Consider the following 14,390-nt stretch of genomic DNA (forward strand, 5'->3'; position numbering starts at 1 on the left):
CGATCTTCCCCCTCGTCAAAAGCTCCAGAGGGTCACGCCCATGAAACAAGTCAGTCTTTCCGCTCGCACCGACGGCGCTACCATCGGAGGCGAAGACCCGATGGTCCATCGCCTGGCGATGGCCGAACTCAAGGAACGCTGGGCGCTGCTTTCCCTGACGTTGCCGGGCTTCATTCTGGTGTTCGTGGTGTTGGCGGTGCCCTTGGGGTGGCTGTTCTGGTTGTCGGCCTTCGACAGCAGCGGTGCGCTGACCCTGGACAATTACCTGCGTTTGCTAAGACCTGTGTACCTGAGCAGCTTCATCATTACCTTTCAGATGGCGTTCTGCGTCACGCTGATTTGCGTGCTGCTGGGATATCCACTGGCGTACCTGCTGTCGCAACTGCCCGAACGCGCCAGCCAGATCTGCATGGCTTTCGTATTGCTGCCGTTCTGGACTTCGATTCTGGTTCGTACCTACGCCTGGTTGGTGTTGTTGCAGCGCCAGGGGATCATCAATAACTGGTTGCTCGATCTGGGCCTGATCCATGAGCCACTGGCGCTGGTGAACAACTTCTTCGGAACCGTCATCGGCATGGTCCACGTCATGTTGCCGTTCATGGTGCTGCCGCTCTACGACAAGATGAAAAACATTGATCCGTTGTTGATGTCGGCAGCGGCCAATTGTGGCGCCACACCGGCCCAGGCGTTTCGTCAGGTCTTTCTGCGATTGTCGCTGCCTGGACTGGCTTCGGGTATCACGCTGGTCTTTGTGATTTGCCTGGGCTTTTACCTGACACCGGCATTGTTGGGCGGTGGCAAGGTGTCGATGTGGTCGATGAAGATCAGCGACACCATTGCCCTGTACGGTAACTGGGGCGCCGCGAGTGCACTGGGAGTGGCCTTGCTGGTCGCCACGGTGTTGATCCTCTGGGGCATGCGCAAACTGTTCGGGCTCAACGAACAAGGGAGGAACGGCTGATGTTCAAGCTCAATCAAGCGGTGACGCCGACGCAGATTACCCATGCACACCGGCTCTGGTTATACGTCCTGGTCGGGTTGATCCTGTTGTTCTTGATCATTCCATGCCTGATTGTGATCCCGATGTCGTTTTCCGCCTCGCAGTACCTGGAGTTTCCGCCACGGGAGTGGAGCCTGCGGTGGTACGAGGCTTATCTGGGATCGCCGGAATGGATGATGGCGACCTGGGTCACGGTGAAAGTGGCGGTGATGTCGACCTGCATCGCTACGGTATTGGGGACGCTGGCAGCCTATGGCCTGTCGCAAGTACGCGGTGGCGCGGCGAAGCTGGTCAATAGCCTGATGATGCTGCCGATGCTGGTGCCAATCATTCTGGTGGCGGTGGGTGTGTTTTTTGTCTATTCGCGTACAGGTCTGAACAATTCCATCACCGGCCTGGTGCTGGCGCATAGTGTGCTGGCGATACCTTTTGTGCTGATTGCGGTGGGCAATGGTCTTCAGGGGTTCGACATGAATCAGGAAATGGCCGCACGCAGCCTGGGTGCTTCACGTCCCTGGGCCTTTCTGACGGTGACGCTGCCGCAGCTGCGACTATCGATCTGTTCCGGCGCGCTGTTTGCCTTCATCGCGTCATTCGATGAGGTGGTCATTGCGCTGTTCATTGTCGGCGGCGAAAGCTCCACGCTGCCCCGCCGGATGTTCGCCAATATCCGCGATCAGATCGATCCGACCGTGGCCGCGGTATCGACCTTGATGATTGTCCTGTCGATCCTGCTACTGGTGGCGATGCAGTACATCAAGAGCCTGGAGCGTCGTCAGCAGCATTGATGCGGTTCATGCCTTGTCGACATGTCCCTTTGGAGACATAGGCAGTTGACGTTGTGCATCCGAAGATGACGTTCGGGGAATTTGCCCTGAACGAGACATTGGAGGATCACCGCGTGGACAGACCGATAACATCAGCGCCGACGGCGGCCGTTACCCCGTCAGGGATCAGCTATCAAAGTGTGGAAAGCGGTTACTTTGAACAACGTCGCCTGCAACGTCATGCAGGCTTTTTCACCTTGCTGATTCTTGGCGTCGGGGCGGTGGTGGCGGGTCAGTACTCCGGTTGGAACCTGGGCTTGGCACAAGGCTTCGGTGGCATGGCTTTAGCCTTGCTGATCATCGCCGTGATGTACCTGTTTCTCTGCTCGTCAATCGGTGAAATGGCGGCTGCGCTGCCGCACACTGGTGGTGCCTACTCCTTTGCTCGTACCACGATGGGGCCTTGGGGCGGATTCAGCACAGGGCTTGCGGAGAACATCGAATTCATTCTGGCCCCGGCCGGCAACATGTTTTTCATGGGCGCCTATCTGACTGCCATTTTCGGTACCGGACCCGAGTGGCAACCTGTCTGGTGGGTGGTCGGGTATGCCTGCATGTTGCTGTTGTCGAACCGGGGCCTGGGGGTGTCGATGCGCGCTGTCGTGCTCATCACGCTGGCGGCAGTATCGGTGTTGGTGGTGTTCTTTATCGCGGCTTACCCGCATATGGATTTCGCCGGCAAGGCCTTGAACCTTGCAACTGACGCAGCTGGAAAGCCGATTGAATTGGAGGGCGGTAACGGGCCATGGCTGCCGTTTGGCCTTACAGGCGTCATGCTTGCGTTGCCGTTCGCCGTTTACATGTTCCTGGCCATTGAGCAATTGCCGCTGACTGCCGAGGAGTCGCACAACCCGACCCGCCATTTGCCGCTGGCATTGGTCTGGGGCACTGTGATTCTTGCGGTACTGGCGCTGGGCGTGTTGTTTTTCAGTGCATCGATCGGCGGCGGCAGCTTTTTCATGAGCACTTCGTCAGAGCCGTTGCTCGATGGCTTCAGGGAGCTGTTCGGGCACACCGCGAGCAAGCTGTTGTCAGCGGTGGCAGTGCTGGGTCTGGCGGCGTCGTTCCTGGCGGGAAGCTTTGCCGCGGGACGCAATATCTATTCGTTGTCTCGCGCCGGTTACCTCCCGACAGGGCTGTCGGTGACGCACCCGACCCGCAATACCCCGAACATTGCTTTGGCCACCGGGGCTGCGGCTGCATTGAGTATCCTGATGCTGTGCTGGTTCACCTTCGGCAAGGATAACAACCCGTTGATGGGCGGGATCCTGGTGAGCATGATCGTGTTCGCCGGAATGATTTCCTACATCTTGCAAAGCGTCGCCTATATTCGTTTGAAGCGCTCCTTTGCCAGTTTGCACCGGCCTTATCGCAGTCCTTACGGGACATTCGGTGCGGTAGCGGTGATCGTGATTGCATTGGCGACGCTGATTTATCAGTTTCTCGATCCTCTGTACAAATGGGCCGCACTTGCTGCTGCCTGCTGGTACCTGGTCGGGATGGCCTATTTTGCTTTCTACCGTCGTCATCGCCTGGTGTTGTCACCTGAAGAAGCATTCGCCGTGAGTGGCGGCCGTGAAGGAAATCCGCAATGAGTACAGTCAAACAATTGCAAGGCAAGGGCCGTCTGGCCGGTAAAGTGGCCATTATCACCGGCGGCGCCGGTGGATGCGGCGCTGCGGCAAGCCGGCTGTTCGCGGCGGAAGGGGCCAAGGTAGTCATTATCGACTTGAATGGCGACGCCGCCGTCAATCTCGCGACGCAAATCATTGCCGATGGCGGTCAAGCGCTTGGGGTGGGTGCCGATGTATCGCAAGCCGCCCAGGTGCGTGAAGCCGTTGCGCGCGGGCTGGCTGAATTTGGCCCGGCGGATGTGCTGTTCAACCACGCCGGCACGTTGATCGTAAAACCCTTTCTGGACGTGCAGGAGCATGAGTGGGACTGGCTTTTGGCGGTCAATGTCAAAAGCATGTACCTGGTGACCCAAGCGGTGCTTCCACAAATGCTTGCCAAGGGGGCCGGCAGCATCGTTTGCACCTCGTCGATTTCCGCGCAATACGCGACCCCGGGGGAGGTCGTGTACAACGCGAGCAAGGGCGCTTGCCAGATGTTCGCACGCGCCATAGCCGTCGAGTTTCGTGACCGGGGGATTCGCTGCAATGCGGTCGCACCGGGGTTTATCCGCACCCCTCACGGCGAGCGGGAAATGCGCGACTTGCAGGCCATGGGCGTGGATGCCAGTGAAGAGGCGATCAGCCTGCAACAGGGCCGTCTGTGCGAGCCTGAAGAGGTGGCCCGCGCAGCACTGTTTTTAGCCAGCGACGAGGCATCATTTGTAAGTGGTACGCAGCTGTTCGTGGACAACTGTTTTTCCGCTGTCTGAGTCATCCGTGGCAGGAAATGTGCTTGTTTTTTATCGCTGGATTCAGGGTGCGCCTATGCGGTTCGGCGCACCGGATAAAAACAAGGAGATGGCATGGCAACTTCAGTTTCGCAGCCTGGGTGTGGCATGGAGGCCACGCCTGTTCTTGGCACATGGCACGCGGCGACGCCCGGTTTGGTTGCACAATTGCAGTGTGATGGCTTTACCCCACAGTTGGACGAAGCTCTGCAGGCTCTGGTGATTTTCGACCAGAGCTGTGTGCTGTTTTACCCGTCCGGTGGTTCGCCATTGTTACTTCACGACAACCTGCAAGGCATTTCCGAGCCAGGAGCGATGCACAACTACCTCAACGGTACTTACTTGCTGGACCCGGTCTACACGGCCTGCGCGCATGGCCAGGCTACAGGCCTGTACCGCATGAGCGAACTGGCTCCTGACGCCTTCTTCGAAGGTGATTATTTCAATTCGCCGGATGTACATCCCTGCATCTCGATGCAGTCGGGCACGTTGTCCGAAGAAATCGTGTTCATTTGTGCTTTGCCAGGCATCGGTCATCTGGCCTACTCATTGATGCGATTGAATGCCTCTGCGAAGTTTTCACCTGTGCAGATTGAGGCTTTGCAAAACTGTCAGGCGATGGTCGCTGTGTTGTTGCAACGCCACTACCAGGGCGTTGGTGCTCAGGTCGATGACAGTGCGCTGGCTTTGAGAGAGCATCTGAACAGCGCATTTTCGCGTTTCGCCGCCGACCAACTGACCCCGCGCGAACAATTGATCGTCAGCATGATCCTGCGCGGTCACTCCAGCCTGTCGATCTCGCTGCACCTTGGCATCGCTGAAGGCACGGTGAAGAATCACCGCAAGCACCTGTATTGCAAGCTCGGCATTTCCAGCCAGTCCGAATTGTTTCATCTGTTCGTGAATTTTGTACTCAGTCACACAGCGAGTATGCCGCTCGCCATTGCAGGTAGCGCGATACAGTTCCAGGAAGCATTTGCCAGTTAAGGCGCCTGGGATTTACCCGCTTTTTGCGATGAATTCAGCGACCAAAAAAAAGCACGGACAGAGGTCCATGCTTTTTTTATTCTGTCCGGATGCTGACAGGTCACTCGAGGTAGATGGTCTTGGCCGAATCGTACGCCGGTGCATCGAAGCTGATGAACAGCGCCGATTGCTGACCCTCGACGTAATACTTGTGTGGGACATTCTGCGGGATGGAAACGTAATCGCCGGTCTTCAGAATGCGGTCCTCGGTCGGGGTTACGACCCGTGCACTGCCGCTGAGAAGGATCAGTGAATGATCGGCGTCGGGATGGCTATGGTTTTTTAACTCGGAGAACATTTCTACAAGATTCACGCGCTTCTCCGGCGTTTTTATCAGCGTCCAGCCTCGGTCACTGGGATCATTCCAGCCGGGAGGACTGGTCATCACTGATTGTTGTTTCTTGACGACGGGAGTGGGGCCGGAACTGTTTGTCGAGAAATCAGCAGCGGTGGCCTTTGCCATGTCGATGGTGGGCACATCAAAACCCAGTAGCAGGACTTTCTCCTGGTTTTGCGGGGTCATCTGGTAGGCCTGGCCGGGAGGAATCGCCACGTAATCGCCTGCTGTCGCGGTGACTTCCCGGTCAGCGAAATGGAACAGCACGGTGCCCTGCAAAACGATCAGCGTGCGCTCGCCGATGTCATGGCTGACAACCGGCGATTGTTGGTCGAGCTGGACCAGCGTGGTACGTGACGATGCGGTTTTGTGCATTTCCCAAATCTGCTGGCCGAGCAGGGTTTCGTTCGCCGGGCCCCTTATCAAATCGTCCCGTTCAACCAGCAGCAACTTATCACTGGCGAAGACCGGTGTTGAAAGCAAAAGCACCCCACAGATCAATCGGGTTTGCCGCGCAACAGTGTTGAGACTGAGCATTTCTACACCTCTTCGTTGGATGATGTCGTTTGGGAAACAGTGGTGGGCAACAGTGGATTCAACCCACTGCGCAGGACCCGGCTATGCAGTTCACGGCCAAGCGCGGCTTCGCATTCGGCGGCGACGTCGAGCAGGCGGTCCAGGTCTATACCTGTGCGTACGCCCATCGATTCCAGCAGGTTGACCCAGTCTTCGGTACTGACGTTGCCGGTGTGTCCGCCGCCATACTTGACCTTGGCCGGATGGCCGCCGACACCACCGAAGGCGCAGTCGTACCAGGTGACCCCAGCTTCGAGCGCGGCGACGTAATTCACCAGCCCGGTCGCGCGAGTGTCGTGGAAATGAGCAATCGGAGTGATCTCGGGAAAGGTCGCAAGCACGGCACTGAACAGGCGCTTGACGCTCTGCGGCGTCGCGACACCGGTGGTATCGCCAAGGGTGACGAACTTCACGCCGCGCTTGGCAAACTGCTCCACATCCGCCAACACGCTGGCCTCGCTGACGCGACCCTCGAACGGACAACCAAAAGCCACGGATACAGTACCGATCAAGCGGAATTGATTGAGGGCCTTTTCGGCCATCTGCTGAATATTGAGCCATTGATCTGCACGGCTGCGCTTAAGGTTTTTCAGCGAGTGCGACTCAGAAGCGGACACCAGTAAACTGATTTCATTTGCGCCATGCCCGGCAGAGAGGTCGCCGACAGCTCGCTCGACGGCTCGCACGTTGGCGCAGGTCGCTTTGTAGAACACGCCGGCCCGACGCTGCAGGGTCGCCAACAGAGAACTGGCATCGGCAAATTGCGGAATCACGGCAGGATTGGAGTAGGACGTCGCCTCGACCCTCTGAAAGCCGATTTCGGCGAATCGCTCCACCAATCGGCGTTTTGTGGGTGTGGGCAGAAAGTTCGGTTCGTGCTGCAGACCGTCGCGGGCGAAGCATTCACACAGAGTGACGTCTCTCATTGGGACCCCTGAGGTGGTAACGGAACATGGTTGACATGGTGAACTAAATTTACGAGTATATGGTTGATAGTGTCAACCTGTTGCTGCGTATTTCGTTACCGCTCATGCGTTGCCGATACCTTTGCAATCGCTTGTGTTCAATACCCATTTGCGAGGAAAGATCCATGTACACCGACCTGTTGTTTTACATCGACGGCCAATGGACTGCCGGCAGCGCTGGCAACACTGCAGCTGTGATCAATCCTTCGACGGGCGAGACGCTCGGGCAATTGCCGATAGCTTCGAATGAAGATCTGGACGCCGCATTGGCAGCGGCAGCGAGCGGCTTTGGGATTTGGTCCACGACATCTGCCTACGACCGTTCAGGCATCTTGCGGCGAGCAGCTTTGCTGGTACGTGAACGCCACGCGCTGATGGCAGAGTGCATGACGCTGGATCAGGGCAAGCCAATGGCGGAGTCGACCATGGAAGCCAAAAGCGCGGCCGACCACATTGAGTGGTATGCCGAAGAAGGGCGACGCGCCTATGGCCGCATCGTGCCTTCACGCAATGCGGCGGTACGCCAGCTGGTGGTGCGCGAGCCAGTCGGTCCGGTAGCCGCTTTTACACCGTGGAACTTCCCGATCAATCAAGCGGTACGCAAAATAGCAGGGGCTCTGGCTGCTGGCTGCAGCATCATCATCAAGGCGCCAGAGGAGGCTCCGGGAGCAGTGATCGAGCTGGTGCGCTGTTTCCACGATGCGGGTGTGCCCAAGGGCGTGCTGAACCTTGTGTTCGGTAACCCAGCGCACATCTCCGATTACCTGATCAGGTCACCGATTATTCGAAAAGTGTCCTTTACCGGCTCGACTGCCGTAGGTCGACAACTCGGTGCCCTGGCCGCGACACACTTGAAATTGACGACCATGGAATTGGGTGGGCACGCGCCGTTTATCGTCTGCGAGGATGCCGATGTAGAGGCTGCCGCCGCATTGGCCTGCACCCTCAAATTCCGCAATGCCGGACAGGTCTGCGCTTCACCCTCGCGCTTCTATGTGCATGACGCAGTATTTGATCTTTTCTCTCGGCGATTCACCGAACTGGCGGGACAGCTCAAGGTGGGCGACGGTTTCGACCCAACCAGCCAGATGGGGCCACTAGCTAATGCTCGACGCTTGATGATGGTTCAAGAGTTGATCGCCGATGCCCGTGACCTCGGTGCCAAGGTGCTGACAGGCGGAAGCCGGATCGGCAGCACGGGCCATTTTTTCCAACCGACGCTATTGACCGACCTGCCGGAGCAGGCGCGTCTTCTCAATGAAGAGCCTTTTGGTCCGGTGGCGCCATTGTTGCGTTTCAATGATCTGGACAGCGTGATAGCGCAAGCCAACAGTCTGGAGTACGGGCTGGCGGCGTTTGCATTCACCCGGTCATTGAAGACCGCGACTGAGTTGGGTAATCGCCTGCAAGCCGGGATGGTTTCGATCAACCACTTTGGTTTGGCCCTGCCGGAAACGCCATTCGGTGGCATCAAGGCCAGCGGTCACGGCAGTGAGGGCGGAACTGAAGGTCTGGATGCCTATCTGACGACCAAGTTCATTAGCCAGGTAGGCGTCTGAAATTAATGGGATTTTCTGCTAAATATCAGGGAGGCTAATCCCTGTATTTTCCGAGTTGTCGAAAGACAGCCCCATGACCGCTCAGTCCACGAAAACGGGGCGGTCATGGGTTTTGAAAAAAATGGCCATGTCTGGTGTGGAGTGACCCAGGCCTTCCTGGACGCACTTACTGCCGGATTAACCGCTATCAGTAGCGAATCATCACTGACTTGAGCTCGGTGTAGTCATCAATAAACGCACTGCCAAACTCGCGCCCCACACCTGAGGATTTGTTACCTCCGAAGGGCACCGCGGGATCAAGCATTGTGTGCATGTTCACCCACACCGTCCCGGCGTTGATCGCAGGCACCATGCGCAGGGCCTTGCTCAGGTCGTTGGTCCAGAGGCTGGCACTCAAGCCGTAAGGCGTGTTGTTCATCAACTCCAGCAGTTCTTCTTCGGTGTCGTAAGGGAAGAAGGTCGCAATCGGGCCGAATGTTTCTTCGTTGAGCAGCGTGTCGTTGACGCTGTTGGCGAGAATCACCGTCGGTTCAACGTAGCAGCCTGGGCCGTCGATCAGGTTGCCACCGTGAATGATGGTGTTGTTTTCGGCGCGGGCCTTGGCGAAGTACTCGCCGAGTTTCAGCTGATGTTGGCGATTGGTGACCGGGCCGAATTCGGTGAGCTCATCCAGTGGTGAGCCGATGTTGAGCGTGCTCAAGCGTTGGGCCAGTTTGTCCATGACCGGATCGATCTGTGAACGATGGACGAAGAAGCGTTCGGCGGCTGCACAGATTTGCCCGGAGTGCAGGAACCCGGCTTCGATGATGCCATCGGCGGCCTTGTCCAGATCGACATCGCGCAGGAAGCCAGCAGAGTTTTTGCCACCCAGTTCCAGCGTTGCGCGGGTCAACCCGGCGCCCATGGCACTGCGGCCGACGGCAATGCCGGTGGGAACGGAACCGGTAAATGAAACCTTGTCGGTTCCGGGGTGTTCGATCAGTCCCTTGCCCACCAGACCACCGCCCGTCAAAACGTTCAGTGCACCTGCAGGCAAGCCCGCTTCGACGGCCAATTCGGCAATCCGCAGGATGGTCAACGGCGTGAATTCACTGGGTTTGATGATGATGCTGCAGCCGGTCACCAGCGCCGAGGCGAGTTTCCAGATGGCGATCATGGTAGAGAAGTTCCACGGCACGATGCCGACTACCACCCCGACGGGTTCGCGAAGGGTGAAAGCGGTATAGCGTTCGCCAGCGAAGGAGGGCAGTGACGGGGTGATGGTCTGGCCGCTGATCTTGGTTGCCCAGCCAGCGTAGTACCGCAGAAAGTGTGCGGCCTGGTCGACTTCGAAGGCCCGGGATATCTGGATGATCTTGCCCGATTGGCAGGTTTCGATCTGCGCCAGTTCTTCGCGGTTCTGCTCCAGCAGGTCGGCCAGTTTCAACAGCACGTTGCCACGGATTGCCGGTGCCACTTGGGACCATTGCTTGAAGCCGCGGTTGGCCGATTCTACGGCCGCATCGACATCGGCCGGGTCTGCGTCGGCGACTCGGGCGATGACCAGGCCGGTGGCAGGATTGATCACCTCCAGTGTCTGGCTGGAATGACTCTGAACGTAGCCACCGTCGATGAACAACGCATGGTTTCGACTCAGGAAGGCTTCAACTTGAGGCAGCAACGGGATATCGCTCATGGGGTTTTCCTGATGGCGAACAAAGAAAGCCCCGAGACTAATCCATGGGTCTCAGGCTGGCTTGACTGAGCCTGCCCAAGCCTATGTCTGTGGCTGCCAAAGCCATTCCAGGCCTTGGCGTATTGTCTTTGAAAAGTACAATCTTGGCTCTGGAAGGTGCATTTTCTGCTGGCATGGTGAACGCCATACTGGCCCTGCATCCAGCGCTACTCGTCGATTCGGGTAGTTGGCCGGGTATCCAATAATAAGCAGGGCCATCCATGAAAAAGCCAAACCCGCTCCTTGAAGACCTCAAGTCCATTCTGCCGGCCATCGCTGCCAATGCCTTCCAGGCTGAACAGGATCGCAAGGTCCCCGACGAGAACATTGCGCTGCTCAAAAGCATCGGCATGCATCGGGCCTTTCAGCCGAAGAAGTTCGGGGGCATGGAGATATCGCTGCCGCAATTTGCCGACTGCATCGCGTTACTCGCGGGCTCTTGCGCCAGCACCGCCTGGGCCATGAGCCTGCTCTGCACCCACAGCCATCAATTGGCGCTGTTCTCGGCCGAACTGCAGCAGGAAGTCTGGGGCGACGACCCGGATGCCACGGCCAGCAGCAGTATCGCCCCATTTGGGCGTACCGAAGAAATCGACGGCGGCGTGTTGTTCAGCGGCGAAATGGGCTGGAGCAGCGGTTGCGATCACGCCGAGTGGGCGATCGTCGGGTTCCGCCGCAAGAATGCTGAAGGCACTCAGGACTACTGCTTCGCGGTACTGCCGCGCAGTGATTATCAGATACGTGACGACTGGTTCGCCGCCGGCATGAAAGGCAGCGGCACCAAGACCTTGATCATCGACAACGTGCGGGTGCCGGAACACCGCATCCAGAAAGCCAAGGACATGATGGAAGGCAGATCCGCAGGTTTCGGCCTGTACCCTGACAGCAAGATTTTTTACTCGCCGTATCGTCCTTACTTCGCCAGCGGTTTTTCCACCGTGAGCCTGGGTGTTGCCGAGCGGATGCTTGAGGTGTTCCGCGAAAAGACCAAGACCCGCGTGCGTGCCTACACCGGTGCGGCGGTCGGTGCGGCGACTCCGGCGTTGATGCGTCTGGCCGAGTCGACTCATCAGGTGGGCGCTGCCCGGGCCTTTCTCGAGAAGACCTGGCAGGAACACGCCGAACACAGTGAGCAGCAACGTTATCCAAGCCGCGAGACCCTGGCGTTCTGGCGGACCAATCAGGCCTATGCCACCAAAATGTGCATCCAGGCCGTGGACCGGTTGTTCGAAGCCGCTGGTGGTAACGCCTGGTTTGAACAGAACGAGATGCAGCGGCTGTTCCGTGATTCGCACATGACCGGTGCCCATGCCTACACCGACTATGACGTCTGTGCGCAGATTCTTGGCCGCGAGCTGATGGGCCTGGAACCTGATCCGAGCATGATCTGAGCCCGCCTCTCATAACAACAATCAGGACGGCTCATGGAAGCCGTCCGGGAGTCTTGCATGTCTGATAACAGCGTTTGCCAAGCCACTGAAACCACTTTCGACCCACGGGCCTTTCGCCGGGCATTGGGCAACTTCGCTACTGGCGTGACCGTGGTCACAGCCGCCACCGCGTCCGGACGCAAAGTCGGGGTGACCGCCAATAGCTTCAACTCGGTTTCCCTCGATCCGCCTCTGGTGTTGTGGAGCATCGATAAACGCTCCAACAGCCACGAGGTGTTCGAGCAGGCCAGCCACTTTGCGGTCAACGTACTGGCGGCAGACCAGATTGATCTGTCGAACAATTTCGCCCGCCCCAAGGAAGACCGCTTCGCCGAGATCGAATACGAATCAGGGGAGGGCGGCTCGCCGGTATTCGCCGATTGCTCGGCGCGCTTTCACTGTGAGAAGTATCAGCAGGTAGACGGTGGTGACCACTGGATCATGATCGGCAAAGTGGTGGCCTTCGATGATTTCGGTCGCTCGCCGTTGCTCTATCACCAGGGCGCCTATTCGATGGTGCTGCCGCACACCCGCATGACCAAACAAGATGGCAGTCCACGCCCTACTAGTCATTTCCAGGGGCGGCTCAGCCACAACCTGTATTATCTGATGACTCAGGCGGTGCGGGCCTACCAGTCCAGCTATCAGCCCCGGCAGTTGTCTACTGGCCTGCGCACCAGCGAGGCGCGGATGCTGATGGTGCTGGAAAGTGATGCCGGCTTGAGTGCAAACGAACTGCTGCGGGAAGTGGCGATGCCGGTTCGGGAGATTGATGAGGCGGTGGCCAATCTAAAACGCAAGGGATTGGTTAACGATGATGATAGTCGAGTGCGGCTGACCACTGCGGGTATCGAGCAGACCGACGATCTTTGGTCTATTGCACAGGAGCAGCAGGACAAGGTGTTCGCCGATTTCAGCGACGAACAGATCGAAACCTTCAAGGCCGTATTGAAGACCCTGATCAGGCAGTGTTAAGCATTGTCGAAATGCACTATACGGCGCCTCAGGGCGCCGTTTTTCGTGTGCGCCCAACCCGGTCTCAGTTTCGTGTGGGGGGGTCAGGAGCTGCGCGGAGCAGCTCCCGAATGGCATCAAAACGGCACAGCTACCGTGAGTTGGCTGTAGACGTTGGTGCCATTGCCACCCACCTGGTTACCGCCATTGCTTGCATCTTTATCAGGCTTATACAGGCCAAGCAGTGGGGTGATGATCAGGTGTTCGTTCGCAGCCCATTCGGCGTACATATCCAGTTCACGGCCATCGAGGTTCAGTGCGTCGTTCTTGTGCAGCGTCTTGAAGTCGAAGAACAGGGCGCCGACAGTCACCGCGTCGACGGGTTTGACCTTCAAGGCAACATGTTGGATTGACGTATTGCTATTGAAGGGGCCCGAGTAGTTGGCGGCGACTTCACCCTGGAACCAGGTGCCATAGCCGCGACTGAACCCATTGAACATCGAATCCCAGTCTTTCGAATAGCGGCTGTAGCGGTAAGTGACGTCGGGCGACCAGGGCAGGTCGGCGAAGGTGTAGCCTGCTTCGGTGTACCAGGCTTTTTCCGGCCCGGCGTCTTTATCCTGCCAGGCATATTCGAAGGAAAAATGCGCGTGTTCGATGCCGGCATTACCCGCTCCGCGCAGGCTGTAGATGTTCATGCCATCACGCTGTTTCTGGAAGTCGCTGGCGAAGCGGTCATCGACGTCGATGCCGTGAATGTAGGTCAGGCCCAGAGTACCCGGTTCCGCTGTGTACTCCAGGGTTCCAGCAGCCATTTCGGTGTTGGCCTGGGAGCGATTGTCGGACTTGATCCACATCATGCTGCCGTGTACTCCGTCCTTGCCTCCCAGGCGCACAACGGCAGTCTCATCGAATGCATGGCGAGCAGCCAGGTAATAGGCCCCTCCGCGATTGAGCTTGCCGTCGGCAGGTCCCTTGCCAAAATTCAGGCCGTCGTCGTTGATGATGAAACCGTCGCCCAGCGTAATGACCTGGCGTCCAAAGGACAGGTCAACGCCATCCTTGCCCAGAACCGGAAAGAGTTCGCCTGAGCGCCATCCAGCAAACGCTTCATCGAATTTCGTGGTGCGTTCAGTACCGTCGGTTATTCCCGCTGCATCGCCATCACCCCATGTGCCGGAACTCACCAGATTTGCCGTGCCATACACGCTGCCTGCGCCCCCCAGGGTTTGATCAATACTCAGCCCATACTTGATGAAGCCTTCGCGCCAACTGGAGCCGCCGGTGGTGCCGTCATAGTTTTTGCGGCTGTTGAACAACCCGTAAACAGCCAGAAAATTACCAGTCACCTTAGTGTCATTGTCGGCGTAGAACTCGTAGGCGTTGGCTGATGAGTGTGTGATCAGGAGTGCAGCACCCAAGCTGACAGCGGCGGGCAGTGATCGTGTTTTACGCATGTGCTCCATTGTTACGTTCCCCGGTATTGTTGGACAGCCAAATGGTCGAGGGCGCATTAGGGCAATCGTAAAAGGGCCAAGTCTTTCACCTGCGTGCCACAGAATTGACCCTGTCAGCCAGGTAATACGCCTTGGCAGGCAGCA

General features: G+C 57.8%; 12 protein-coding genes. 8 read left to right on the forward strand and 4 right to left on the reverse strand.

What is annotated here, in order from left to right; genetic code table 11:
• The first annotated feature begins 40 nt into the window (after window positions 1–40).
• From QMK54_RS10950 to QMK54_RS10970, 5 genes are all read left to right on the forward strand, one after another.
• Window positions 41–961: an ABC transporter permease gene (locus QMK54_RS10950; RefSeq protein WP_154910134.1), complete on the forward strand. Its 921-nt coding sequence runs from the start codon at window positions 41–43 to the stop codon at window positions 959–961.
• Window positions 961–1,788 (forward strand): ABC transporter permease, encoded by an 828-nt coding sequence (locus tag QMK54_RS10955; protein ID WP_154910135.1) that lies wholly within the window; start codon window positions 961–963, stop codon window positions 1,786–1,788. Before QMK54_RS10950 ends, QMK54_RS10955 begins: the two co-directional genes overlap by 1 nt.
• A 113-nt stretch (window positions 1,789–1,901) precedes the next feature.
• The gene (locus QMK54_RS10960; protein ID WP_154910136.1) at window positions 1,902–3,422 is read left to right on the forward strand and encodes an amino acid permease; all 1,521 of its coding nucleotides are present in this window, start codon (window positions 1,902–1,904) and stop codon (window positions 3,420–3,422) included.
• Window positions 3,419–4,210, forward strand: coding sequence for an SDR family NAD(P)-dependent oxidoreductase (locus QMK54_RS10965; RefSeq protein ID WP_154910137.1), 792 nt, complete (start codon window positions 3,419–3,421; stop codon window positions 4,208–4,210). Before QMK54_RS10960 ends, QMK54_RS10965 begins: the two co-directional genes overlap by 4 nt.
• Before the next feature lie 126 nt (window positions 4,211–4,336).
• Window positions 4,337–5,215 (forward strand): helix-turn-helix transcriptional regulator, encoded by an 879-nt coding sequence (locus tag QMK54_RS10970; protein ID WP_320402479.1) that lies wholly within the window; start codon window positions 4,337–4,339, stop codon window positions 5,213–5,215.
• 100 nt (window positions 5,216–5,315) lie between these two features.
• Here QMK54_RS10970 and QMK54_RS10975 read toward each other — a convergent pair whose 3' ends face one another.
• Complete coding sequence (locus QMK54_RS10975; protein ID WP_154910139.1) at window positions 5,316–6,128, reverse strand: cupin domain-containing protein; 813 nt, start codon at window positions 6,126–6,128, stop codon at window positions 5,316–5,318.
• A gap of 2 nt (window positions 6,129–6,130) precedes the next feature.
• Window positions 6,131–7,093: a hydroxymethylglutaryl-CoA lyase gene (locus QMK54_RS10980; protein ID WP_154910140.1), complete on the reverse strand. Its 963-nt coding sequence runs from the start codon at window positions 7,091–7,093 to the stop codon at window positions 6,131–6,133.
• A gap of 164 nt (window positions 7,094–7,257) precedes the next feature.
• Between QMK54_RS10980 and QMK54_RS10985 the strand changes: the two genes are divergently transcribed.
• Window positions 7,258–8,691, forward strand: coding sequence for an NAD-dependent succinate-semialdehyde dehydrogenase (locus QMK54_RS10985; RefSeq protein WP_154910141.1), 1,434 nt, complete (start codon window positions 7,258–7,260; stop codon window positions 8,689–8,691).
• Between the two features lie 187 nt (window positions 8,692–8,878).
• Here the strand turns inward: QMK54_RS10985 and QMK54_RS10990 are convergent, their stop codons facing one another.
• Complete coding sequence (locus QMK54_RS10990; RefSeq protein ID WP_154910142.1) at window positions 8,879–10,366, reverse strand: aldehyde dehydrogenase family protein; 1,488 nt, start codon at window positions 10,364–10,366, stop codon at window positions 8,879–8,881.
• Window positions 10,367–10,626: 260 nt separating this feature from the next.
• Between QMK54_RS10990 and QMK54_RS10995 the strand changes: the two genes are divergently transcribed.
• A complete protein-coding gene (locus QMK54_RS10995; RefSeq protein ID WP_154910144.1) occupies window positions 10,627–11,796 on the forward strand; it encodes a p-hydroxyphenylacetate 3-hydroxylase oxygenase component in 1,170 nt (389 codons plus the stop codon).
• Window positions 11,797–11,853: 57 nt separating this feature from the next.
• Window positions 11,854–12,810, forward strand: a complete 957-nt coding sequence (locus QMK54_RS11000) for a p-hydroxyphenylacetate 3-hydroxylase reductase component (protein ID WP_154910145.1) — start codon at window positions 11,854–11,856, stop codon at window positions 12,808–12,810.
• A gap of 116 nt (window positions 12,811–12,926) precedes the next feature.
• On the opposite strand, the gene QMK54_RS11005 is transcribed toward QMK54_RS11000, so the two are convergent.
• Entirely contained in the window at window positions 12,927–14,255 is a 1,329-nt protein-coding gene (locus QMK54_RS11005; protein ID WP_154910146.1) for an alginate export family protein, read from the reverse strand.
• Window positions 14,256–14,390: the final 135 nt, after the last annotated feature.

Source organism: Pseudomonas sp. P5_109 (assembly GCF_034009455.1).
Taxonomy (GTDB): domain Bacteria; phylum Pseudomonadota; class Gammaproteobacteria; order Pseudomonadales; family Pseudomonadaceae; genus Aquipseudomonas.